The sequence below is a fragment of the Mesorhizobium sophorae genome (assembly GCF_002270415.1).
Classification (GTDB): Bacteria; Pseudomonadota; Alphaproteobacteria; order Rhizobiales; family Rhizobiaceae; genus Mesorhizobium; species Mesorhizobium sophorae.
Genome location: NZ_NNRI01000013.1, coordinates 574,424 through 596,931 on the forward strand (window position 1 = coordinate 574,424; position 22,508 = coordinate 596,931).

General features: G+C 59.2%; 22 protein-coding genes. 18 read left to right on the plus strand and 4 right to left on the minus strand.

Annotated elements, in window-relative coordinates; translation table 11 throughout:
* Positions 1-13 precede the first annotated feature (13 nt).
* The 3 genes from CGZ66_RS22050 (at position 14) to CGZ66_RS22060 (ending at position 6,380) form a co-directional block, all read left to right on the plus strand.
* Entirely contained in the window at positions 14-3,901 is a 3,888-nt protein-coding gene (locus CGZ66_RS22050) for a GH36-type glycosyl hydrolase domain-containing protein (protein ID WP_095087769.1), read from the plus strand.
* A 4-nt stretch (positions 3,902-3,905) separates the two neighbouring features.
* Complete coding sequence (locus CGZ66_RS22055) at positions 3,906-5,225, plus strand: glucoamylase family protein (protein WP_095088115.1); 1,320 nt, start codon at positions 3,906-3,908, stop codon at positions 5,223-5,225.
* Positions 5,226-5,594: 369 nt separating this feature from the next.
* Entirely contained in the window at positions 5,595-6,380 is a 786-nt protein-coding gene (locus CGZ66_RS22060; RefSeq protein ID WP_245331168.1) for a MarC family protein, read from the plus strand.
* A gap of 260 nt (positions 6,381-6,640) precedes the next feature.
* Here the strand turns inward: CGZ66_RS22060 and CGZ66_RS22065 are convergent, their stop codons facing one another.
* The gene (locus CGZ66_RS22065; protein ID WP_095087771.1) at positions 6,641-7,177 is read right to left on the minus strand and encodes a DnaJ domain-containing protein; all 537 of its coding nucleotides are present in this window, start codon (positions 7,175-7,177) and stop codon (positions 6,641-6,643) included.
* A gap of 581 nt (positions 7,178-7,758) precedes the next feature.
* On the opposite strand from CGZ66_RS22065, the gene CGZ66_RS22070 reads away from it, so the two are divergent.
* Entirely contained in the window at positions 7,759-9,636 is a 1,878-nt protein-coding gene (locus tag CGZ66_RS22070; RefSeq protein WP_143748808.1) for a polysaccharide biosynthesis protein, read from the plus strand.
* Positions 9,637-11,034: 1,398 nt separating this feature from the next.
* On the opposite strand, the gene CGZ66_RS22080 is transcribed toward CGZ66_RS22070, so the two are convergent.
* Both CGZ66_RS22080 and CGZ66_RS22085 read right to left on the minus strand, forming a co-directional pair.
* Entirely contained in the window at positions 11,035-12,081 is a 1,047-nt protein-coding gene (locus CGZ66_RS22080) for an HlyD family secretion protein (RefSeq protein WP_095087775.1), read from the minus strand.
* A gap of 11 nt (positions 12,082-12,092) precedes the next feature.
* Positions 12,093-13,349 carry a glycosyltransferase family 2 protein gene (locus tag CGZ66_RS22085; RefSeq protein ID WP_095088119.1) on the minus strand — a complete coding sequence of 419 codons (1,257 nt, stop codon included), beginning with the start codon at positions 13,347-13,349 and terminating at the stop codon, positions 12,093-12,095.
* 543 nt (positions 13,350-13,892) lie between these two features.
* Between CGZ66_RS22085 and CGZ66_RS22090 the strand changes: the two genes are divergently transcribed.
* From CGZ66_RS22090 to CGZ66_RS22115, 6 genes are all read left to right on the plus strand, one after another.
* A complete protein-coding gene (locus CGZ66_RS22090) occupies positions 13,893-15,167 on the plus strand; it encodes a tyrosine-type recombinase/integrase (protein ID WP_095087776.1) in 1,275 nt (424 codons plus the stop codon).
* A 2-nt stretch (positions 15,168-15,169) separates the two neighbouring features.
* Complete coding sequence (locus CGZ66_RS22095) at positions 15,170-15,583, plus strand: hypothetical protein (protein WP_095087778.1); 414 nt, start codon at positions 15,170-15,172, stop codon at positions 15,581-15,583.
* 67 nt (positions 15,584-15,650) lie between these two features.
* Complete coding sequence (locus CGZ66_RS22100) at positions 15,651-15,851, plus strand: helix-turn-helix transcriptional regulator (protein WP_095087779.1); 201 nt, start codon at positions 15,651-15,653, stop codon at positions 15,849-15,851.
* Positions 15,851-16,039 carry a hypothetical protein gene (locus CGZ66_RS22105; protein WP_095087780.1) on the plus strand — a complete coding sequence of 63 codons (189 nt, stop codon included), beginning with the start codon at positions 15,851-15,853 and terminating at the stop codon, positions 16,037-16,039. The genes CGZ66_RS22100 and CGZ66_RS22105 overlap by 1 nt, the downstream gene beginning before the upstream one ends.
* A gap of 318 nt (positions 16,040-16,357) precedes the next feature.
* Entirely contained in the window at positions 16,358-16,945 is a 588-nt protein-coding gene (locus CGZ66_RS22110; RefSeq protein ID WP_095087781.1) for a DUF3102 domain-containing protein, read from the plus strand.
* Entirely contained in the window at positions 16,942-17,412 is a 471-nt protein-coding gene (locus CGZ66_RS22115; protein WP_095087785.1) for a hypothetical protein, read from the plus strand. The genes CGZ66_RS22110 and CGZ66_RS22115 overlap by 4 nt, the downstream gene beginning before the upstream one ends.
* Positions 17,413-17,645: 233 nt before the next feature.
* On the opposite strand, the gene CGZ66_RS22120 is transcribed toward CGZ66_RS22115, so the two are convergent.
* Positions 17,646-17,837, minus strand: coding sequence for a hypothetical protein (locus CGZ66_RS22120; protein WP_095087789.1), 192 nt, complete (start codon positions 17,835-17,837; stop codon positions 17,646-17,648).
* A gap of 205 nt (positions 17,838-18,042) precedes the next feature.
* Here CGZ66_RS22120 and CGZ66_RS22125 point away from each other — a divergent pair, with 205 nt between their 5' ends.
* The 8 genes from CGZ66_RS22125 (at position 18,043) to CGZ66_RS39265 (ending at position 22,197) form a co-directional block, all read left to right on the plus strand.
* Positions 18,043-18,351, plus strand: a complete 309-nt coding sequence (locus CGZ66_RS22125; RefSeq protein ID WP_095087792.1) for a hypothetical protein — start codon at positions 18,043-18,045, stop codon at positions 18,349-18,351.
* Entirely contained in the window at positions 18,348-18,899 is a 552-nt protein-coding gene (locus CGZ66_RS22130; protein WP_095087799.1) for a hypothetical protein, read from the plus strand. The genes CGZ66_RS22125 and CGZ66_RS22130 overlap by 4 nt, the downstream gene beginning before the upstream one ends.
* The gene (locus tag CGZ66_RS22135) at positions 18,896-19,132 is read left to right on the plus strand and encodes a hypothetical protein (protein WP_095087801.1); all 237 of its coding nucleotides are present in this window, start codon (positions 18,896-18,898) and stop codon (positions 19,130-19,132) included. The genes CGZ66_RS22130 and CGZ66_RS22135 overlap by 4 nt, the downstream gene beginning before the upstream one ends.
* 11 nt (positions 19,133-19,143) lie before the next feature.
* Positions 19,144-19,995, plus strand: coding sequence for a hypothetical protein (locus tag CGZ66_RS22140; protein WP_095087803.1), 852 nt, complete (start codon positions 19,144-19,146; stop codon positions 19,993-19,995).
* Positions 19,982-20,176, plus strand: coding sequence for a hypothetical protein (locus CGZ66_RS22145; protein ID WP_095087804.1), 195 nt, complete (start codon positions 19,982-19,984; stop codon positions 20,174-20,176). Before CGZ66_RS22140 ends, CGZ66_RS22145 begins: the two co-directional genes overlap by 14 nt.
* A gap of 104 nt (positions 20,177-20,280) precedes the next feature.
* The gene (locus tag CGZ66_RS22150; protein ID WP_095087807.1) at positions 20,281-20,709 is read left to right on the plus strand and encodes a hypothetical protein; all 429 of its coding nucleotides are present in this window, start codon (positions 20,281-20,283) and stop codon (positions 20,707-20,709) included.
* A 46-nt stretch (positions 20,710-20,755) separates the two neighbouring features.
* Entirely contained in the window at positions 20,756-20,893 is a 138-nt protein-coding gene (locus tag CGZ66_RS39975; RefSeq protein ID WP_167392207.1) for a hypothetical protein, read from the plus strand.
* A complete protein-coding gene (locus tag CGZ66_RS39265) occupies positions 20,890-22,197 on the plus strand; it encodes a hypothetical protein (protein ID WP_143748809.1) in 1,308 nt (435 codons plus the stop codon). Before CGZ66_RS39975 ends, CGZ66_RS39265 begins: the two co-directional genes overlap by 4 nt.
* The last annotated feature ends 311 nt before the right edge of the window (positions 22,198-22,508 follow it).

The window sequence follows — 22,508 nt, forward strand, 5'->3', positions numbered from 1 at the left end:
AAAGAGAAACGCGATGGTGAGTTTGGTCGACGGTGTGGGCGATCCCCCGCAATATTGCGGTCCTGCGGACGGAAAGGCTCCGAGCCTTGCCGTGGCGTTGCTTTCCAACGGTAGCTACAGCGTCTTGCTCACCGCCGCCGGGGCCGGCTGTGGGTCTTGGAGAGAGCTGGACGTTACGCGTTGGCGGCAGGATTGCACGCGCGATTGCTGGGGGCAGTTCTGTTATATTGAAGATCGGACGTACAACAAGCTTTGGTCCATCGGCAAACAACCTATTTTTCAGTCTGACAACGTCTACGAGAACGCCTTTTTCGGAGATCGTGCCGAATTCCGCTGTCTCGCCGAGGACATCGAAGTGTCCTGGGCAGTCTGTGTCGCACCCGATATCGATGTGGAAGTGCGGATGCTCAGGGTCTCCAATCATGGCAACACCGCGAGAAGCCTCGAACTGACCAGCTATGCCGAAGTCTGCCTGAACAACCGCCGCGCGGACCGAGCACATCCGGCCTTTGCCAAGCTCTTTGTGGAAACGCAGTTTGATCACAGGACCGGCGCCCTGTTTGCAAGACGCCGACCGCGCAGTGCCGAGGAAACGCCTGTCTGGGCAGTACATGTTTCCGCTTCGAGCATACGGGATCGTCAGTTGGTCGAGTATGAGACGGATCGGCTCAGGTTCCTCGGCCGGGGCCGCACGACCGCCAACCCTAGGGCATTCGAGAGAGCAGCGAGTCTCTCTGGGATGGCCGGTCCCGTTCTCGATCCGATCTTCAGCCTGCGAACCGCAATTCATCTCCAGCCGGGTGCGATGGAACGCGTCGCTTTTGTGACGGGCGCGGCTGACAACGAAGCGACGGCGCAAACGATCGCCGAGCGATATGCGAGCCTCGAAGCGGCCGACAAAGCGTTCTCCGATTCAGCGGAAAGCTACCGCAACCAGCTTCGGGATTCGAACCTGACCCCCGACGAGGTTGCCCTGTTCAACCGATTGGCCGGAGACATCGTGTTTTTGGACCCGGCGCTTCGGGACTCATCCGCGCTCGGGAAAAAACTACTGAGCAGAGCGGCACTGTGGTTTCATGGAATTTCCGGCGACCTTCCGATTGTGTTGGCTCGCATCGAGACGGGCGCGGACGAGTCGCTCATTCGCGAGGTGATGCGCGCGCACGAGTTCATCTCCCGCCGAGGCTTGCGCTTCGACCTTGTCCTGCTCGACGAGCGTGACGCAGGCGAGGCCAAGCGATTGGCAAGCGAATTGACCTCCGGCCTGCAATCCGAACTGGTGGGCAAGCCGGGCGGAGTATACGTCTTGTTTGCAGCCGAGGTGCCGGAAGATCGTAAGGATGCGATCACGGTTGCAGCAGGCACCATTCTTGCGAGCAGCAGTGGCTCACTGGCCGACCAACTTATGGGGCGACCAGGTGTTGCAACGCCCCCTTCGCGAATATCGACGTTCCGTCCCTACGAGACGCCCGTGCAACACTCGGGCGAGACTGGCGCAGACCTGCTCCATTGGAACGGGTTCGGGGGCTTCCGCGCGGACGGAGGCGAATATGTTATCGTGGTGGATGGCGCGGAACAGACTCCGACGCCGTGGTGCAACGTCATTGCCAACCCAGACTTTGGCTGCCTGACGAGCGAAGGCGGCCTTGGCTACACCTGGGCAGGCAACAGCCAGCTGAACAGGCTGACGCCCTGGTCGAACGATCCAGTTTCGGATCCGCCCGGCGAAATCATCTACATCCGGGACGAGGAAACTGGAGAACATTGGACGCCGACACCCTTGCCCCTGGGGCAGGGGACGGTTGTCACAGTTCGACATGGGCAGGGCTACAGCCGGTACGAAAGCAACAGCCGATCCCTGCACCAGGAATTGACGGTCCATGTTCCGTCCAAGGATCCGGTCAAGATCATCCACCTTGCTCTTCGCAATGACGCACTGCAGGCGCGCCGTTTGACGGCAACGTACTACGTCGAATGGGTGCTCGGGACGCAACGTGAAGACGCTGGGATGCAAGTTGTCTGCAGACGGGATCTTCAATCGCAAGCCATCATTGCGCGGAACGTCTGGGAGGGTGATTTTGCCGCAAAGCTGGCATTTGCTGCGACAAGTCGGTATGTGCGCTCGGCCACTTGCGATCGCTCCGAGTTCTTGGGCATTTACGGTTCCGCATCGCAGCCTGCGGGACTGGGAAACGCCGACCTTGCAGGGCGCTTTGGCTCGCTAGTCGATCCCTGCGCTGCGCTGACAGTGGACATTTCAATGGCCCCAGGCGAGAGCTCGGAGGTCGTTTTCGTTCTCGGACAGGCTGACAGCCTCGCCCAGGTCCGCACCCTCGTGCGGAAATGTGCCAACCCCAAATACGCACGGAAAAGCCTGGCCGTCGTCTCGCGTCAATGGGACGAAATCCTGAATGCGATCGAAGTCAAAACGCCGGACACCGCCTTCAATCTGCTGATGAACCGCTGGCTGCTGTATCAGGTCCTTGCCTGCCGCGTCTGGGCGCGCACTGGCTTCTATCAATCCGGAGGCGCGTTCGGCTTCCGGGACCAGCTCCAGGATGTGATGGCACTGGTCCATAGCGCGCCGAACGAGACACGTGCGCACATTCTGCGAGCAGCCGCGCGCCAATTCACGGAGGGTGATGTCCAACATTGGTGGCACCCTCCGTCCGGCGTTGGGGTACGCACGCGCATTACCGACGACCTGTATTTTCTGCCTTTTGTGATGCACCACTATGTTTCGACCACTGGCGATTTCAGCCTGCTCGATGAGCAGGTGCCTTTCATCACATTCCCGGTGCTGAAGGAGGACCAGGAAGAGGCCTTCGGCAAGCCTGAATCCAGCGAACAGGCTGGTACCCTCTATGAACACTGCATCCGCGCGTTGAAACACGGGTTCAGGCTCGGCAGTCACGACTTGCCGCTCATGGGAACAGGCGACTGGAACGACGGCATGAACAAGGTCGGAGCCGAGGGCAGCGGTGAAAGCGTCTGGAACGGCTGGTTCTTCCTGACAGTATTGAAATCCTTCGCCGCAATCGCATCGTCGCGCGGAGACGAGACACGCTCAACCTGGTGCCTCGAACGAGCTGAAGGACTGCGCGCCGCCTTGGAAGCACACGCCTGGGACGGCGCCTGGTATCTCCGCGCCTATTTTGACGATGGCACGCCTCTCGGTTCATCCTCGAACGACGAGTGCCAGATCGATGCCCTTCCGCAGGCTTGGGCTGTCATCTCCGGAGAGGGTGACAAGGAGCGTGCGTCGATGGCGATGAGCGCGGTCTATGAAAGGCTTGTGCGCAGGCGGGACAGGCTGATTCAGCTGTTCGATCCGCCCTTCGATAAGGGTTCTCTGCAACCGGGATATATTAAGGGGTACGTTCCCGGCATACGGGAAAATGGCGGTCAATATACCCATGCGGCTGCCTGGGTTGTGCTAGCCGCCGCACTTCAAGGTGATGGCAATCGGGCCATGGAGCTTTGGAACCTGATCAACCCCATCAATCACGCTTTGACGAAGCAGGACGCTCAGCACTACATGGTCGAGCCCTATGTGGTCAGCGCTGACGTCTACGGCGCACCACCGCATACCGGACGCGGCGGCTGGACATGGTATACGGGTTCAGCTGGCTGGCTGTATCGTGTGGCCCTGGATGCGATCCTTGGTCTTAGGCGACAGGACCGGGTTCTCCTAGTTGAACCATGCATTCCGGCATATTGGCCGGAGTATGAAATGAAATACAGGTATGGGTCGGCAACATACCGCATCCACGTAGACAACAAGGCCGGAGTCGGCCGCGGGGTGCGTTCTCTTGCGCTGGATGACGAACTGCGGACTGACGCAAAGGTGCCGCTTACCGATGATGGGCGGCTCCACGACGTCCGAGTGGTCCTCGGCTGAGCATATGTCCCATATGCTCTCGACTGCCCCGGAGCTACATCGGATGCCGACCGAACAGGATCTCGGCCGGCTGCAGTTCACGACGCTACTGTACTATCTTCACTGCACCAACCCTGACAATGGACTCGTTCGCGACAAGACCGAGCCAAATGCCCCGGCAAGTATCGCCGCAATCGGGATGGCACTGGCAACGATCCCGGTCGTCGTGGAGCGCGGCATCATAATCCGGAAGTTTGCGGCCAAGATCGCCCGAAGGCGGCTGGAGTTCTTGCTGAAATGTCCCCAGGGACCAGAGCCCGATGCCTCCGGCTACAAGGGGTTCTTCTACCATTTCCTCGAAATCGAGACCGGCCGCCGGGTCTGGCAGTGCGAACTATCCACCATCGACTCGGCATTCCTGTTCGCTGGAGCACTGACCGTCGCCGCGTACTTCGACGGCGATACCGCTGAAGAGGCAGAGATCCGTAGGCTTGCCAATGCACTTTACGAGCGGGCGGACTGGAATTGGGCTTGCGACCATGGACTCACGCTGACCCATGGATGGCGACCTGAAAGCGGGTTCATTCCCTACCGCTGGCGCGGCTACGACGAGGGCCTGCTGCTCTACATTCTCGGCCTTGGATCGCCAAGCCATCCATTGCCCTCCGAAGCCTATTCCGCCTACACCGAAAGCTACGAATGGAGGAACATCTATGGACGCGAACTGCTCTATTCAGGACCGCTTTTTACCCACCAGCTCTCGCATTTGTGGATCGACTTCCGCGGTATCCGCGACGAATTCATGCAAGACCACAACAGCGACTACTTCGAGAACAGCCGCCATGCGACCTACGTCCAGCAGGAGTATGCCATCCGCAATCCACTGAACTTTGTCGGCTATGGCGAACACTGCTGGGGGTTTACAGCGAGCGACGGACCCGGTTGGCTCAAGAGCAATGTGGATGGCTTGGAAAGGGAATTCTTCGACTATATCGCCCGCGGCGCGCCTTTCGGACCGGACGACGGGACTGTCTCGCCGTGGGTGGTCGTTGCCTCATTGCCTTTCGCTCCGGAAATCGTCATTCCGACCGTGAGGAACTTTGCGCAAATGCACCTCGGCATGACACATCTCTACGGGTTCAAGCCATCTTTCAACCAGACCCACACAGTGGAAGGAAGTGATACGGGATGGTGGGTTAGTCCCTATCATTTTGGCATAGACCAGGGCCCGGTCGTGTTGATGACAGAAAACTACAGGACAGGCCTGCTCTGGAACATCATGCGCCGCTGCCGGCCGATCGTAACCGGACTGCGCAGGGCGGGATTCACTGGGGGCTGGCTTTAGGATGCCAACCAGAGCGCGGTTGGCAGACATGGCATTCGGCCGGAACCTTGTCGTCTTCCAATATCAAGGTCGTTCCCTCTGGGACGGCGTCTCGGAAATCCAATTGCGGGGCGCGCTCCCAAACGAGGCCGAAACCTGGCAAGCCAGCCATCGCAGGTTTCATTTGGCCGATGCATAGTGATTGCTATTGGCCGGATATTCCGACGTAGTAGGTGAAGGCACTAGGAAAGGTCGGAGCAAGAACCCAGGCTCCCAATGCTCCAGAGGCTTTATCATGCCGATCTTGGTTCCCAGCACGGAGGTGATCGTCAAATACATTGACCGTTCAACCCAGACGACGGCTGGGAGGTCGTCACGACTGATGCAGCCATGCCGCGACTGAAGAAGTTGCCGAATGCGTTGCTGCGCGCCGCCATCATCGGCAAGCTGGTCCGGACGGATGTCCTGGTTCGGCTCATCGTGCTGGCACTGGTCCTCGGCCTTCCGATCCATTCCTTTGCTCAGACCCCCTTTGGCGCAGATGCACCCGCACCAGAGATTGGCGCGCGCAAGATATTCTTCATGCTGTTTCTGATGCTAGGACCGATCAAGATCCTCGTTCCCTTTGTAGCGATGACGAGAGGCTCCGATCCTCATTTGCGCCGCCGGCTGGCCACCAGGGCAACTTTGTTCTCAGCGGCAGCACTGGCCATCGCAGGAGTGCTCGGACGGGCCATGCTGGAGAACCTTGAAATCTCATTGCCTGTATTGGCAATGACCGGGGGCGTTATCCTGTTTCTGGTGGCCTTGCAGACCGTGCTGCAGCAGTCTGCCGGCCCGCCACCGGATTCCGGCAGGCCGGGGGATCTCAGCCTCGCACTCACACCCCTTGCTTTTCCAACGATTGTCACGCCTTACGGCATTGCCGCGGTCATCGTGTTTGCCACCCTGGCCACCGGTCGCTACGATCAGGAATTCACGGTTGCAGGAATTGTGCTCTTGATCCTGATCCTGGACTGCCTTGCGATGCTGTTCGCAGAAGCCATTCTCCGATGGACCGGGACCGCACTGCAAATATTCGCGGTGGTGCTTGGCGTGACCCAAGCCGCGCTGGGCCTCCAGATAATCCTTCAAACTTTGAGCTTGATCGGTGTTTTCGCCGAAAGCGCGAGGTAGATTACTTCTCGGAAGAAGCGGGGGTGGTACCGGCACGCACCATCCTCCAGCAGAGGAGAAAGCCTCGATGCTTCGTTTCGAGCGATTGGACGATCGAAAAATCCTGATCATCACCACAGAAGGGGCTGCAGGACGCGACCGCTGGCCCGTGTTCTTCACGGTGGTTCCTGACTACGAAGGTATCCAGGACGCGCGCGGCGCTTCGGGGTCTAGGACAGCGGCCGGCGGGAAAACCCAACTGGCGAGGCATTGCAAGCGTTTCAGCCTGCGAAGTCCAGGAGTCTGGTGGCGGGATCACGACGATGTTCGGTATGGGTGCGATCGATGCCTTCCACGGTGATCGCGAACGTCCCATTTTCTATCCTTCCTATCCAGCCTTTGGCTTTCAGATACCAAAGATGAAACTCCAGATGTTCACGCGGGCAGTCGGCCAGGCGCTCGAGTTCTGTATCGCCAACGCCAGCATTGTTGACGTCTTGTCGACGTTTGACATAGAGGAGCGAGAGCACTTTGGCCTGGATGACGGCATCCCGTTCTATGCCTTTGGTGTTGCTGGCTTCCTCGCTCAACCCGCGGCGAATGTTCAAATGCTCTTTATACTCGATGTCGTACTGCGCGCGCTTGACCGGATCTTTGAGCGTATTGTGGGCATCTATGATTTCACTAAAGCGGGATTCGTCCCCGGTATCCCGGTTGTCGGGATGGTAGCGCATGGCAAAATAACGAAATATCCGTTCTATCGTTTCCGAGTTGGCGTTCGGACTGATTTCCAAAAGTTCATAGTAATCAACGAACAAAGTGATCCTCCCTCGACATCGAGGCAGAGTGTTACGACGCCCCTTCGTCGCGCAATTGCGGTGAGGGTCTCCAATGCGGGTTCCAACACCCGGCGAGGACCAAGCAATAGTGGTGCCAGACGCATTGACCCATTGCGGGACATCCGCGCACGTCGCTAAACGTATCGGGCAGCGGCCCGGACGAAAACGCGCGCTGGCGAGGACTCTAAGCGGCGCGTTATAATGCCTCCCTCGTCAGGGCGCTGGCCGAAGTTAATTTCCGGCCAACGCTCCTCCCGAGGTGACAACTGGATTCTCGAGGTCAAGTTCGACGGCTACCGCTCGAAGATCTATCGGCGCGTGAAGGATCTGGCACATGTTAGCGCCAGAGCCCTATACTGCGACTCCGAGCGACCGAGCCTTGGCTGTTTGGCAATTAGACGTCCGCGAATGATCGCCGCCTTTGTTAAAGGTCTAAACTAGTGTCTCCAGCAGAACGCAAACGGCGAGAGCGTGTTTATACTGGGGACAATGCCACTTGGTTTTGGAGGGTTTCTCGGCCGATAGTATTGCGAGGCTTGGCGCTGGTTCACGACGGCATAATGGGTGCTGCCGCGATGTTGCTTTCGCTCGTGTTGAGGCTTGATTTCGATATTGTCGTTCAAAACCTGACGTATTTCCTTGGTGCAGCGGCTCTGTTCGGGGTCATTGTCAGCGGCGTCGGTTTCTTGTTTGGACTGAACCGTGGTATTTGGCGCTATGCGTCGCTGACGGATCTCCTAGCAATCACCTATGCTGCTAGCGCGTCCGTCGCTAGTTTCACAGTGGCTCAATTCCTGCTGGATCGACTGGGCTCGATTCCCCGTTCTTCGATCTTGATCGCCTGGGCCTTCCTAATCGTCCTGCTAGCCGGGCCGCGTGCCGCGTATCGGCTCTATCGCAACCGCCACGACACCGGTCGCTTGTTCGATCGCGGCACCTGCAAGTTCGTTCTGCTGGTGGGAGCCACCGACAACGCCGACGCCTTCCTGAGGACCACTAAGGAGAGAGATAATGCGTCATTCAATATCCTCGCGATAATCGACGAACGGGGGCGCAGGACCGGACGTTCTATTCGCGGGGTTCCAGTGTTGGGTCCGCTGGAAAGACTGCCGCAGATCCTCAATCGATTTGAGGCCCAGGGGCGCCGACCCGAAGCGCTCATCCTGACGCGTTCCCGCGAGGACTATCAACAGCACGCCAGCATCGAGGCGTTGGTTGAGATTGCGGCGCAGCAGAAAGTCGAAATCCTAAAGCTCCCGAACCTTCTTGATATGCAAAGCATCGATGCTGAAATTGAGCCGCGTCCGATCAAGTTGGAAGATCTCTTGCATCGGCCGCCCGTTAGACTTGATGCGCTCAAGATCGCCTCAATGATCGAGGGCAGGACCGCAATGATCACCGGCGCGGGCGGTTCGATTGGATCCGAGCTGGCACGTCAGGTCGCGGCCCTGAACCCACGTGGCCTCATTCTCGTGGACGCCAGCGAGCACCTTCTCTACTCTATCGAGACTGAACTCGCTGGCACCCGCCCGAGCCTCAAGTTGCATGCTGCCCTCTGCAACGTGCGCGAAAAGGACGCCGTCGACAGAATCGTTGCCGGCCATAGGCCCGACGTGCTCTTCCACGCAGCAGCACTCAAGCATGTGCCGATCGTTGAGGCTCAGCCGCTTGAAGGCCTTTTCACCAACGCGATCGGGACGCGTAATGTCGCTGAGGCCGCGCTTCGTGCCAACGTCTCCACGATGATTATGGTGTCGACCGACAAGGCTGTGAATCCCTCTAGCGTTATGGGCGCGACCAAGCGGATGGCGGAGATGTTCTGCCAGGCGATGGATCTGGACTCGGCGGTCAACGGCACACGTTTCGTCACCGTTCGGTTCGGCAACGTCCTGGGCTCGGCCGGATCCGTGGTCCCACTGTTCGAGAAGCAGATCAGGGCCGGCGGCCCCGTGACAGTTACCCATCCGGAAATGGAACGCTTTTTCATGACAATTTCGGAAGCCTGCCTCCTCGTCCTGCAGGCGGCGGCGCATAGCCGCGAGCGGCAGCAGGAGCGCGGCCGAATTTACGTTCTCGACATGGGCTCGCCGGTGAAGATCGTGGATCTTGCTCGAAATCTCATCCGTCTCTCGGGGCACCGCCCGGACACCGACATTCAGATAGTCTACACCGGGCTTCGGCCTGGGGAAAAGCTTTGCGAGGAACTCTTCGACAACAAGGAAACCTTGAGCGGGACCGGTGCGTCGGGGATCCTGGCCGCATCTCCACGGTCGATCGAGGGAGCGCTGATCGTGCGCATCTTCGACGAAATGAAACGCAGGATCGACGCCCAAGATTTGCCCGGCGCCCTACGGCTTCTGAAATCGACCGTCGGGGAATTTAATCCGGGGAGCGAGATTCACCTGCTGATGGGCGGGGAGGACTCGGGCAAGCACTGATCCTCTTCGCGGTGCCACCTGCGAAGCTGACAATCGGAAGACCCTCATTCGCCATCGCGCCGGTTGCCTGCCAGAAGTGAGGGCAGGCGGCGCATCGTCTTTGAGAATCGACGCAAGGCCATGAAGCAGGGCCGCCGCCGAAGGGGAAGAAGCGGCCGGCGACAAAGTTGGTCAAGCCGGGGCTGATCGGGCGCGTAGTGCACCTACGGGGCGAGTAAGACCTGCGGCACGCCTCGCTGCAGGATTTCAGGGAAGAGTAGGTGTGGCGCGTGCCGCTGCTCCCGCCGTCGCTGGTACATCCGCAGTCGACGACGGGTGCCGGATCTAAAGCTTGCACCGTGCGGGAGGTCCCCGCGCTAGTGAATTTACAGCCACAGCAGCAGTCATTCAATTACGGCTCAAAGCGGCCGATCATCATCCTTTCAGCGGGGCTGCATGGCGCTTGCCCGCGTCATTGGGATGAGGAATAATATCCTAGTTGCGGCGATCCCATTTGAAGGAGATCGCCATGCCCCCAAGACCCTCGGCTACACCTTGGCCGCTCGCGAAACCGTCTATGTCAATTGCGGTCATCCGATGTGTTGCAAGTCGACAAAGCTTGATATTGCGACCCTGATCGAAAGGCTCGGCCCCGATCATGGCTCGATGCATCAGGATTTGGTCGGACTATTTGGCTGCTTGAAATGCAGGGCCGCCGGCCGCGACCGCAGCCCGGGTGTTCTTTACATACATTCCCGATTACGAAGGCCAGCAGCGGGGGCGGAACCGAAACTGGAAACCGACTTTCGAGAGCAGCTAGGATCATCTCTGATGGAAGTTGGCCGACGCCTATTGGGCGGGGGGCTTTGGGGTAACAGGCGCCGGCCAGAGACGGGCTCGAAAGTCCGCCGCCGCCTTCAGGTAGTGTAAGACGGTCCGTACTCGTATGGTGTGATCGCGTAGGTTAGGGCCTTGCCGTCAACGGAGGACCACCAACAGGTCGATCACAATAGCTTTCACAACAGGACCCATGATCCACCGCTATCGCGTCAGCCTGGGGCTTCCCCTATAGTCCCCCGATGTTCGGCGAGGGTATGCTTATGCGGATGCGATACTTAAGGCTCTTGCAGATTCGGAGGGGCCTCATGCGTCACAGCGGAGCCCGCCGAAGACACGACCATCTCTTTGTGGCACCGGCTGCATCGCGCGCTTGTTCCGACAATCTCGCAGGCATAATCGCCCGATAGGATGAGGCGTCGGCATTTTGGGCAGCCGTAGCCACCGGCTGATCGCACAAAATCGTATTCCGGGCCAACATACGCGCACATCATATGATGGAACACCGGGAACAGCTTGAGGGCGCCACCACAAGCGGGGCACTGCGACTGGTCGGTTTCAATTTGCATCAGGTGTTGCCGTTCAGTCGAGTCGCAGCAGCTGGATCAACCACTTAGCGATTCGGGCGGTGAAGTGGGTGTAATACATGTGAACGTAAACCGTTGAGCTGAGCGGCGGCGGGGTCACGCCGTTGTTGAAGCGGACTCGCGCAATCTGGGTAGCCTGTCGGTCGCCGCCGAACTGCGGCTGCCGGCCAGCGTAAATATCCGAGACCGGCAGAATGTCGATTATCGTCCCAGGAATTCGACGGTTGCCGAACAACACCTGGACCTGATCGTCTATCGTGGGATTGGCCAGACGCTCGTTGGGAACGTACCAGTCGACGAAGATGTCCGTCGGATCGAGGATCTCGGCGATCGGCGCGCCCGCCACCAGGGACTGGCCGGCATACGCGACATTGGTTGAGACCACCCCCGCGACCGGCGCCAGGACTTCGCCGCCTGCGAAACTGCCCTCGATGGCATCCATGTGACCGCGAATCTTCTGGTTGAATTTGTCTAGGTCGGTAAGCTGAACAGTGGCCTCGGCGATTTCCGCTTCTTGCGAAACCACGGTCCTGAGGGCTTGCGCTCGCTCGCGGTACATGTCGACGCGATAACTGAGGCTGGCGGACGACATCTCCTCGATGTGTGCGATGGTTTCCTCGGTGAGTCGTAGATAGGAGCGCGAGGACGCCAGCGATTCCTGTGCCACCCGGAGTTTGACCCGTAGCTCGGCCCGGCGAACCGCGATGTCCGCCAGAGCGTTCATGTAGGTTGCGATGACGCTGTCGACCTGTGGCGAGTTGACCGTACCTATCACTTGACCGGCCTTGACCGTGGCTCCGGGCACCACGTTCATGGTCTTGATCTGTACGATATGGGGCAGTGAGACCACATAGCGGGGAGCTGTTACGGTGCCGGGTCCGCTCAGCAACACCAAGGGCGCGCCGAAATAGACGACGAAGAACGCAAGGATGCCAAATACGGTAGCGCCATATGCGAACCGCACAAGGCGTCCGGCCGCGCGCCGGCGGCTCTCGATCGGGTCAGGCACATTGGGATCGAGGCGGTTGATCGTTATGTTCATGACACCCTCCTTCAAACGGGGCCTCCGAACAGCGCACGACGGACGCGCGGTGGAACAAAGTCGTCATGCCGCGATGTGGCAAAGATGATCTCCGACGAATAGGAGAAGAAGCGGGCGCATTTCAGGTAGACACCTTGGTAGAATGGAAAGATCAGCGCCAAGCCCAGCCGAAAAAAACTGGCCGATCGGTCAAACATAACCAAGGCGAGTGCCATGTTGAAAAATGATAACCAGAGCAGCAGGACATAGATTGCGACGAGGAACGTAAGCGCTTGGCTGCCGAACAGCAGCACCACATAGGCCAGATAGAACGGAAGGCTCAGGGTCGGGACGAGGTCGAATATGATGAAGTCCAGCCGTTGCAACGAGTCCCTCAGGCGCTCGCGGCCTTGGAACAAGCCTAGCTCGCCATACATCATCAGACGGACACGCAGCGCATCACGATCCCATCGGGCGCGTTGGCGCAACAGGCTGACGCCACTGACCGGACCGAGCGTTCCGGCCCAGGCGTTGGGGACGAAGCGAACCACATAACCCAGTCGTCGCAGCCGCAGCGTGAACTCCAGATCCTCACCAGGTCCGACGTCGAGCCCGCCCTGCCGCAGGAATACCTCGCGCCGATAGGTCGAGCAGGCGCCCGAAAGGCACGCGATGGCGCCGACGATGTCGAGCACGGACCGCCCAGCGCTGATCGACATCAGGTACTCGATGCTTTGAAGACCGGTCCAAAGCGATTCGCTCTCGTTGACAATCCCAATGTTGCAGCTCGCGCCACCCACCCGCGGATCGCTGAACACCGAGGCGAGCCGCTCGACCGCGGTGGATTCGAAAATCGTGTCCGCATCAACGGTCATGAGTAGGTCAGCGCTTGCGAACCTGGCCGCGGCGTTGATTGCCGCGCTTCGTCCGCAGCGAGTACCATGGCAAATCACCATGTCGACAAGGCCGAGAGCGCGCGCCTGCTCCGCGGTCGCGCGCGTATCGTCTGTCGAACCGTCGTCGACGATGATGATTTGGACCGGCCGTTGGGTCTGGCGATGCAACGAGGCGATTGTCGGATGCAGTCCAGCCCCGCCGTTGAACGTCGGCACTATCACGCTCACCGAAGGATGGTCGAAACGCACCGGGCCGTACTGGGACTTCCGCCATATTCCGAACAGAACCAATGACACCAGCGACAAGGTGTAGCGCGGTATGTCGAAGATCAACGCCGAAAAGGCAAGCAAGAACAGATTGGTTTCGGACAGCGTTTGCACCATCGCGAGCATGCTGGCCATCTCCCGAAATGTAACTTGGTAGCTAAGCACGAAAGCGCTGAAACCACGACTATCGGCGCTTAGATTCATCGGGCTTGCTTAATGGACCACGAAGCGCACCCTTCCAGTCGCCGGCTGCTGCCGGGCTACATTGTCGGCATTGCCCTTGTTGGCTGGCTGGAGGCGCTGGCGCTTGCGTACGCGGTGGCTGCAAGGACGCGCCACGTCAGCGTTTAGCGCAAAACGAGAGGAACCGATCCGAAGACCATCGCTTGCGTAACATTCAGAAAGTGGATTCTGTGGGTTGCTTTTCGGGTCTCTTATCGGGACCGCAAATCTCAGATAGTAATTAAGTTATTGATTTATCTGGTACGCCCAAGGGGAATCGAACCCCTGTTACCGCCGTGAAAGGGCTTCTAAGCCGTCCACCCTTGTCCACCCGAATTTAGCCAAACCCCTTGCGCCATATGGCTTGCGTTCAGTTATGTTTATGCTTGTCCAACGCTGTCCAAGCCGGTATATTGGACAGATTGCTGGACACGGCAGGGCTGAGACATGGCAAAGAGAGTTCATGATGCTACGCTCGATAGCAAAGATGCGCGGGCAAAACTAAAGTCGCGCGGCAAGCCCTATTACAAGAGCATCGGCCCTGGTCTTCATGTCGGCTACCGCAAGGGCAAGGAAGCCGGCCGCTGGGTCGTTCGAATGTATGTCGGCGATCAGGACTACCGTGTCGAGACGGTCGCGGATGCCGATGACAAGCTAGATGCAAACGGCAAGTCGGTGCTCACCTTCTGGCAGGCACAGGACAAGGCGAGAGAGCTTCATAAGTCGATGTCGGGCGATGCCGGCAAAGTGGCCGGCGCCCACACCGTCAAGGAGGCCCTGGACGATTACCTGCTTTGGATGGACGGGAACCGGAAATCCTCCAAAGACGCCCGTTACCGTGCCGAGGCGCTTATCCTCCCCGAGATGGGCAAGATCGACGTTTCCAAGCTCACTGCAAAGCAGATCAGGAAATGGCATAGCGACGTTGCAAAGACGGCACCACGCCTTCGCACGAAAGCCGACGTCGAACAGCGCTTCAAACAGCAAGGGACAGACGCGGAATCCATTCGGCGCCGTCGCGCGACTGCCAACCGCGTCCTGACCATCCTAAAGGCTGCACTCAACTACGCATGGCGGGAAGGCAAGGTCGCATCTGATCGGGAATGGCGGCGCGTCGAGCCTTTCGAAGATGTAGAGAGCGCGCGCGTTCACTATCTGACGATCGCCGAGGCGCAGCGGCTTGTGAACGCGTCCGCCGGCGCCTTCCGGGATCTGGTGCAAGCTGCCTTGCAGACCGGCGCCCGCTACAGCGAGCTGGCCCGGCTGCGCGTCGAGGACTTCAACAGCGACGTCGGCACCATCGCGATCAGGGCGAGCAAATCGGGCAAAGGCCGCCATATCGTCCTGACCGACGAAGGGTCGGACCTCTTCAAGCAGCTTTCCCTTGGCAAGGGACACGGGCAATTGCTGCTGACCACGACGGCCGGCGGAGTGTGGGAGAAGTCCCATCAGTTCCGGCCGATGAAGGAAGCCTGCACGAACGCGAAGCTTGTACCGGCGATCGGTTTCCATGGTCTCCGCCACACATGGGCGAGCCTGTCCGTCATGAACGGGATGCCGTTGATGGTTGTCGCCAAGAACCTCGGCCACACCGACACGCGGATGGTGGAAAAACACTACGGCCATCTGTCGCCGTCCTATGTCGCCGATGCAGTAAGGGCAGGAGCACCTCGGTTCGGGACGGTCGCGAAAAGCAACGTCGCCGACATTCGGCAGGCGTGACGATGGCGATCTCTGACGACGACGACATGATGTTAGAGGCTTACCAGGGCAACTTTGAGCATGGGGATCAGATGTCGCTCATGCTGGCCTTGAAGCACTGTCTGAAAAGGAGCCAGCCCGCGCCCGAATGGGCGGCGACTGCCTTACTCGCCGCTATCGGTCAGGTGCAAAAGTATGAGGCCACGTCATGGGACGAAGTTTTTGGTGTTCCGCATCCTGGGCGCAAGGTCGATCAATTACGCGTCGAACGCCGGCTGCGGTGGGAGGTGCTGCACCGCGTAACGAAGTATCGCCGGCAAAGGCCAAAGCCAAAGGACATCTTTCAGATTGTCGCCGACGAGCTGAGCATCAGCCGTGCCACATGCAAACGTTACTTCGACAACCTGCATAGATGGTTCAGTAAGTCACCTTCTTAATGAACCGGACATCATAGCCGGCCCGGCCGTATCCATTGTGGACATCCCTCGAACAAAGGAGACCGCGATGGATACCAACTTCGAAGCATACTCAATTCCGGAATTCTGCGTCGCGCACCGCATTTCCCGCGCGACATTCTACAATCTCATCAAAGCAGGCGTTGGCCCGCGCACCATGCACGTGGGCGGCCGTGTGCTCGTCAGCAAGGAAGCTGGCGCTGAATGGCGAAGAGCTCGTGAGGCAGCCTCCACGACGGAGGCCGCATAATGGAACAGATCGACCTGCAACCCGATGAAGCTGTCAGCCTTGCCGCCGACTGGCTGCGCAAGCACCGCAACGATCGCCGCGAACTGGCGATCGTGCCAGACTTGAAGTGCCGCTTCGGCATCAGTGCAATACAGGCGGTTGAGGCAATCCGTCTTGCCCGTGCAGGGGGCGCCAATGCGACCGGCTGAAACGGAAAGACCGGCTCCTGGCAGGGAACCGGCCTCCAATTTCAAAGCGGCAGCAGATACCGCAAACACTACCGAAAAGAAGCTCACGCCGCAAGCGCGGTGGCAGGCTGCTCACCCTGTAGCACGCTGGAGCCACGTCGCCGTCGCCAGTGCGATTCGACGCGGCATCTTGGTGAAGCCGGAGCGCTGCGAAAACTGTGGTGAAGCAAAGCCGCTCGACTGCCATCACGACGATCCGCGCCACGCCTTGGACGTGAAATTTTGGTGCAGGGCCTGTCATGTCCGACACCATGCGCGCCTGCGCAAAGGCGGTGTCGCATGAGCGCCAGCAACCGTCTCCCTGTACTGGCGGCCGAGATCCGCGCCTCCCACGAACAAATGCTCCAGGCGACGCTTACAGCCGCCGCAAAGGCAATGCAGGCAGGCCATGCGCTCATCGAGGCGAAGAGCCTTGTCGCGCATGGCGAATGGCTTCCGTTTCTGAAGGAGGCCGGCGTCGCTGAGCGACAGGCGCAACGATACATGGTCTTGGCCCGGTCTGGCCTCAAACCCGACACCGTGACGGATTTGGGCGGCATCAAAGCCGCTCTGCAATATGTCAGCGCAAGGCGCCTGCCACCTTCCGGTCAGTGCCTCGTAGCATATCCCGACATCGGCGCACCGCATCCCGTCATCGTGGTCTGGGAATCCGAGGAACATCCCGGCTTCTACAACTTGGGCGCCACGTTTTGCGAAGAGGATGCCCGGATCGAGTGGATGAGAAAGCCAATCAAAGGCGAGCCATTCGTTTGGATCGCTTTCGAGAAGATGGCTGGCAACCATCTTCCGCAGCTCGATCTCATCACAGTGCCTGACATGGTTCCCGCCAACATCATGGCTGGGCTGATCGCGGAGGCTTCGCAATGAGCCGGGAGTTCAGCAAGATCAGCCCGAAAGTCTGGCGGTCTCGCCGCTTTCGCGCTCTCCCTTCCGACGACGCCCGTTACCTCTTGATGTTCATGTTCACATGCGAACACCAGACTAGCGCGGGCTGTTTCAGGATGCCGGATCAGTACGGCGCCGCCGACCTGGTTTGGCCGATCGACCGTATGCAGAAGGCGCGGCAAGAACTGGTCGACGGCGGGTTGCTCGCCTTCGATCCGGCCACCGATGAGTATTTCGTCCCGGGCTGGTACAGCCACAACAAACCCATGAACGCCAACCATCAGAAGGCAATCGTGAGGCTGGTTTCAGAACTGGAAAGCGATCACGTCCGTGAAGCTGCCGAGGCTGAACTGCAGCCTGCGCTACTGCCTAGCACCGTCGAAACGTTGAACGCTGGAGGTTCGCGCCTGACCGGGACGAACTTCATGACAAGGCGCTCGGCATCATGAAATCGAACTGTTTCCGAACCGTTGCCGAACCGTTTCTTACTACAGAGACTGAGACTGAGACAGTTACACGAGACGGAGAAGAGACCGTTACCCAGACTTTTTACCGAGAAGGAGATTTTAGACCGTCAAAATCGCGAAAGTTCGCGCTCGTCACCAGCGGCGCAAGAGGGCTTTGGAGGAAAGGAGAGCCAAGACGAAACGTCGGCGCCCTTCCTGTCGAGGTCCGCGAACAACTATGCCCTTGCATCAGGGACAGGCTGATGCGCGGCTTCGACCAAAACGGCTGCAGCTTCCTCGACCTGATTGGCCATGCGGTCGACCTTGTCGAAACGCCTCAACACCCGTCTATGCAACGCCTCCAGCCGTGCGGCATGGTACAGCGCACTTCGCTTTTGGCCCTGTCCGTCAAGCAGTTCAAACAGCATGGCGCCGGCTCCTCACTGAAAGCGTTCTACGATAACGCCGCATCCTCACGGTTTGCGATCCCTTCAAAAGGAGAACCTCCGCTAACCGCGATAGTTCCTGCGACGTATCGGCCAGTCGGGGGTCGAGCATGACCGCGCTGCTCGCCGTGACCCTGACACTCGCGTCCTTCGCCTTCGTCATCACCCTCGTCGCCGGGGCGATGCCATGAACGACGCACGCAAACTAGCCGCCGCCGGCCGAATGCTCGCTGACCTCAGCGCGATCATTGCCGAACTTCAGGTTTCGGCAGAGCAGGAGAAATCAGCCAGCCTTGAATGGGTATCACCCGCCGTCGCTGCCGAGCGCTTCGGCGTCCCGGCAGGTAGCATCCGGAGCCTCTGCCAGCGAAAGCGCTTCGGAAGGAAGGTTGGGGGACGATGGGAAACGGACCTCTCGGCTCTGAGAAACTATTTTGGCAAACGCGACAATCGCGACGAGACGGTTCGCGTTTCGCGCTCCACAACAGGCACATGAACCTGATGAGCAAAATAATATCTCCGACCGAAGCCGACCGCCACAGGGCTGCGTTACGGTTGCCTCGGCCGAGCCGGGAATATGTTTGCGCCGAGAAATCACTTCGCGATGCGACTGCCAATCTTCACCGGCTCACCAATCGCCGCGAAGCACTGAAGATCGAGGCGTCAGTCCACAATCCTGTCAAAGCTCGGCTTCCGACCTATGCTCTGGAAGCGGCGCTAGATGGCCTCACAGTTGAGATAGCCGACGCGCAGAACGTCGAGCGCACCGCAAGAGCCGAGTTTCAGACGCAGCGAAACACCTACCAGCAAGATGCATCTGCTGCGCTCCAGGCCGATATCGAAAACTTCGGGGCAGCAATCACCCAGCGCCTCGATGAAATCCTCGAACTGTTGGATATTGGCACCGAGCTCGCCACCCAGGCCCGTGAAATGGGTCTTAGTCTTCCAAGCGCCATCAGCGATGCCCCGGTCGGGCGAAGGCTGGCTGAGACGATGTCTAGCACCATCAGCCGAATGTTTTCAACGAGAGGAGCGCGGCGATGAGCGCTGAATGGAACAAGTTGATCACCTACCGCGAAGGCGAGCGTTGCCGTTTCAAGGGCGTCGTGCTCGAAGCGAAAATGGACCTCGTAAGAGGTCTTCGCCCAGACGGCGAACATTGGAAAAGGTTCTGGCAAACTGTGCCGACCATTTCTCCTGTGAAAGCGAGCAACAACTTCGCCGGCAGGAAGCGCACCAGCAGCGGCTATCTCACCCGCAGCATGAGCCATAACTAAGGGCTCTGACAGTGCGTAGGCAGGAAACCCACGACGAGACGATCGCAAGGCTCTGGCTGGAAATGGAGGCCAAGAGGATTGCCGATCTTGAAGCGCAATATGCGCCACGGGCGGGGCCGGAACAGCTTGGCCGGCCGACATGGATCAAGCGCCAGGACTGCACGGACGACATGTCGATACCTGCTCGACCAGGTGCTCGAATGATCCATGGCCTCGCATCTAGCTCGAGCATCAACACCCACGGGTATTCTCTCATTGCCAATGGCATGGACTGCGAACTGCCAGTTCCGCTTCTGTCCAGCCACAAGGGCTACGATGCGCCGATCGGAGAGGTGTTTTATGTCAGGCGCACGCAAGACAGGATCTATGTCCGCGCGCAGATCAACGACAACGAATCCGGTGACTTCGCCTGGGAAATGATCCGCTCTGGTGAGTTGCGGTGCCTCTCTGGTGCGGCGAACAATTCCACCCTGCGCATTCAGGGGATCGTAGAAGGCAAGACCTTCTATGGCGCCTGGAAGCTTCTGGAGGTGTCAGTCTGCGCGAGCGGTGCAAACCCCGATGCCGTCTTCGACATCTATCAACCTGGGTTGAGCGAAACCAAATTCTTCAGCTGGCCTATCGCAGACAGAGCAGCCAAGACCCTGGTGAAGCACGCTGAGCCTAAGGTGCCATACGCCGGCATATGGGCAGAGAGCGAACAATACGAGCGCGGACAATTCATCACTGCCAGCGGTGCGCTCTGGCACGCTGAGACAGCAAGCAAGGGCGTAAAGCCGGGTACCGCACCGGGAATATGGCGGCTCGCAGTGAAGCGCGGCGATGCACAGAGGTTAGCGGAGAAGACACATGCCAAAGCTTGAACAGGTCGACGTCGTGCTCTGCGAGGATGGCTGCACTGTCATGCTTATGGGCTACGACCGGCATGGTGGCTGCTTCATGCAGACTGCTGGCGTGCTGCCCGACCCGACCGACGAGGACAACCTCGACCGTCAGCAATTGCGGGATGCAGCCCGTGCTGACGCATGGAGGGCAATCCCATGAGGCAGACCAGACCCTCCGGGGGGCGAGCAGACCCTTTTTCGACATCGGGTGCCAGACCGCTCCGGGCCTTCCTTCAGCTATGCGCGTAGAAACGTGGATTTGACATGACAAAACCTGGCCGAAAATCGGCAGCAGCAATCGAGATCGCCTTGCTTCGACAGCCGCAGGCCGAGCAGCGACCCGATGCTGATTATAGCCTGACCGATGAGGAAGCCGCCGTCTGGAAGGCGACGCTGGAAGCTTTGCCGGCAGGCTGGGTTTCGGCCGGCGGCTTGCCGGTCCTCTCAGCGTACTGCCGCGTCGTCGTCAACATGCGCCGGCTCGGCCAGCTCGCGCATCAGGCCGCTCACAAGACCAAGCCCTACGACTATCAGCACCATTTTTCCTGCATTCGCGAACACGGCCGACAGGCCCAAGTCCTCAAGACTTTGGCGACGGCGCTGCGCCTCACGCCGCAAAGTACGATGCGAGCGGACGCCAGTGGCCGGACATTGCGGGACTTCGATCCCGATGAGGTGAAGCCATGGGAATGACCGCGCTCGTCTGGTGGCCGCGCTATAGCGACATAGGAGACTGAAGGTGGCAAGCAAACCTGAGAAAAAGCCGAAACAGCCTAAGACCGTGCTGCCACCGCCGGGCAAGCCGCAGCAGATAGCCGACGCCTGGGGAATGGTCGCCGGCTTCGGCTCGTTTGGCATGGGAGCGCGCTTATCATGACGGCATACTACGTACGTTCTGGAGCAGGAGGTGCCGGGACCGGAGCCGATTGGACGAATGCCTACACGACGCTTGCTGCTGCGTTCTCAGGCAAGTCGGTCGGCGATGTCTTTTATATCTCGGATGATCACGCCGAGAGCACGGCTGGCGCTGTTACCCTGTCGCCACCGGGGACGATTGCGAACCTAACTCAAGTCATTTGCGTCAACCACTCGGGCAGCGTTCCGCCTGTCGCTGCTGACCTTAGAGCGACAGCAACGGTCACGGTAACAGGCGCCAACAATCTGACATTCGCGGGAGGGACGGGTGTCTATTACAAGGGGATAATTTTCAGCGGTGCTTCGAGTATCACAATGCCGAACACCGCGAATTTCGTCGGCATTTTCGAGGATTGCTCGCTCAGGATGACTGGTGCTGGCGCCACAAAAGTAGGAATCGCCGCCTCTGGCCTCGACACTGTTCTTGTCGAATGGATAAACACCACTCTTTCCTGCGCTGCCACAACTCAGGGCATTAAGAATGCCGGCGCCACTTTCCGTTGGCGCAATACCCCATCTGCCCTATTGGGCACGATCCCCACCACGCTTATCGAATGGAACACTGGTCGCGGTGGAGACACCGTCCTGAAGGGTGTTGATTTGAGCGCAGCGGGATCGGGCAAGACCATCGTCAGCAACACTGCATCATGTGCAAGCCGCGCTCAGATCATCGACTGCAAGCTCAATGCGAGCGTCACGAAATCAGCGGTGCCGACCGCTCCTGGCAGTGTGGATGTGGATTTCTACCGCTCGGGCTCGTCCGGTGTGAATTACAACTACCACCGTGAACGTTACGCCGGCACGCTCGACGAAGAACTGACCATCGTTCGTACCGGGGGCGCCTCAGATGGCACAACACCACTCGCCTGGAAGATCGTCACCTCTGCCAACACGACCTGGCTTACCCCGTTCGAGTGCCAGCCAATCGCGATCTGGAACGATGTCACAGGCTCATCGGTGACCGCTACAGTTCAATGCATTTGGGGCGGCGGTGCCGTTCCGAACAATGATGAAATCTGGGGCGATGTCGAATATCTCGGCGATGCATCCTCGCCGCTGGCCTCATTTGTCAACGACAGCAAGGCCACTGCGCTGACGACGGCCGCCGGCCAGACGGCAGGCAGCGGCACATGGGGCGGCTCGACCACGAAGTTCGAACTCGCGGTGACGTTCACGCCCCAACAGAAGGGCTGGATTTTCTTCACCGTGAAGGCGGCGAAAGCGTCATCCACCTTCTACATCGATCCGAAGGTGACTTTGACCTAGCCGGCGCTGACCGCCGTTCTGACGTGGCGACGTTGTGATGTCAGGGCTTAAATTTGAATCTGACCTCGTGGCCGTAGGTGCCGACAGATAAATCAGCGGAAGCTTGCCGGAAACTTCGCTCCACCTCTGTCGTATATCGGCCCTCGTTTGCTAGCCTGTCCCACAGGATGAAGCAGACGGCCAGGGCGATCACAATCAATACCGGACGCGTCGGAAAACCTCCCTCAAAAGAGTTCCCGAAAACCTATGGCAAGCATGATCCTGATCGAGGCGGAATACAAGCTGGCGCTATATATTGTGGTTACCGGGTG

Bases quoted from the DNA above. Each gene is read 5' to 3' on its own strand.
- CGZ66_RS22130 (WP_095087799.1), top strand. From the start codon at position 18,348: ATGAACCTGATGAGCAAAATAATATCTCCGACCGAAGCCGACCGCCAC.
- CGZ66_RS22055 (WP_095088115.1), top strand. From the start codon at position 3,906: ATGTCCCATATGCTCTCGACTGCCCCGGAGCTACATCGGATGCCGACC.
- CGZ66_RS22145 (WP_095087804.1), top strand. From the start codon at position 19,982: ATGCCAAAGCTTGAACAGGTCGACGTCGTGCTCTGCGAGGATGGCTGC.
- CGZ66_RS22120 (WP_095087789.1), bottom strand. From the start codon at position 17,837: ATGCTGTTTGAACTGCTTGACGGACAGGGCCAAAAGCGAAGTGCGCTG.
- CGZ66_RS22105 (WP_095087780.1), top strand. From the start codon at position 15,851: ATGGAACAGATCGACCTGCAACCCGATGAAGCTGTCAGCCTTGCCGCC.
- CGZ66_RS22070 (WP_143748808.1), top strand. From the start codon at position 7,759: ATGGGTGCTGCCGCGATGTTGCTTTCGCTCGTGTTGAGGCTTGATTTC.
- CGZ66_RS22150 (WP_095087807.1), top strand. From the start codon at position 20,281: ATGACAAAACCTGGCCGAAAATCGGCAGCAGCAATCGAGATCGCCTTG.
- CGZ66_RS22085 (WP_095088119.1), bottom strand. From the start codon at position 13,349: ATGCTCGCGATGGTGCAAACGCTGTCCGAAACCAATCTGTTCTTGCTT.
- CGZ66_RS22080 (WP_095087775.1), bottom strand. From the start codon at position 12,081: ATGAACATAACGATCAACCGCCTCGATCCCAATGTGCCTGACCCGATC.
- CGZ66_RS22060 (WP_245331168.1), top strand. From the start codon at position 5,595: ATGCCGCGACTGAAGAAGTTGCCGAATGCGTTGCTGCGCGCCGCCATC.
- CGZ66_RS22110 (WP_095087781.1), top strand. From the start codon at position 16,358: ATGAGCGCCAGCAACCGTCTCCCTGTACTGGCGGCCGAGATCCGCGCC.
- CGZ66_RS22100 (WP_095087779.1), top strand. From the start codon at position 15,651: ATGGATACCAACTTCGAAGCATACTCAATTCCGGAATTCTGCGTCGCG.
- CGZ66_RS22115 (WP_095087785.1), top strand. From the start codon at position 16,942: ATGAGCCGGGAGTTCAGCAAGATCAGCCCGAAAGTCTGGCGGTCTCGC.
- CGZ66_RS22135 (WP_095087801.1), top strand. From the start codon at position 18,896: ATGAGCGCTGAATGGAACAAGTTGATCACCTACCGCGAAGGCGAGCGT.
- CGZ66_RS22090 (WP_095087776.1), top strand. From the start codon at position 13,893: ATGGCAAAGAGAGTTCATGATGCTACGCTCGATAGCAAAGATGCGCGG.
- CGZ66_RS22125 (WP_095087792.1), top strand. From the start codon at position 18,043: ATGAACGACGCACGCAAACTAGCCGCCGCCGGCCGAATGCTCGCTGAC.
- CGZ66_RS39265 (WP_143748809.1), top strand. From the start codon at position 20,890: ATGACGGCATACTACGTACGTTCTGGAGCAGGAGGTGCCGGGACCGGA.
- CGZ66_RS22095 (WP_095087778.1), top strand. From the start codon at position 15,170: ATGGCGATCTCTGACGACGACGACATGATGTTAGAGGCTTACCAGGGC.
- CGZ66_RS22050 (WP_095087769.1), top strand. From the start codon at position 14: ATGGTGAGTTTGGTCGACGGTGTGGGCGATCCCCCGCAATATTGCGGT.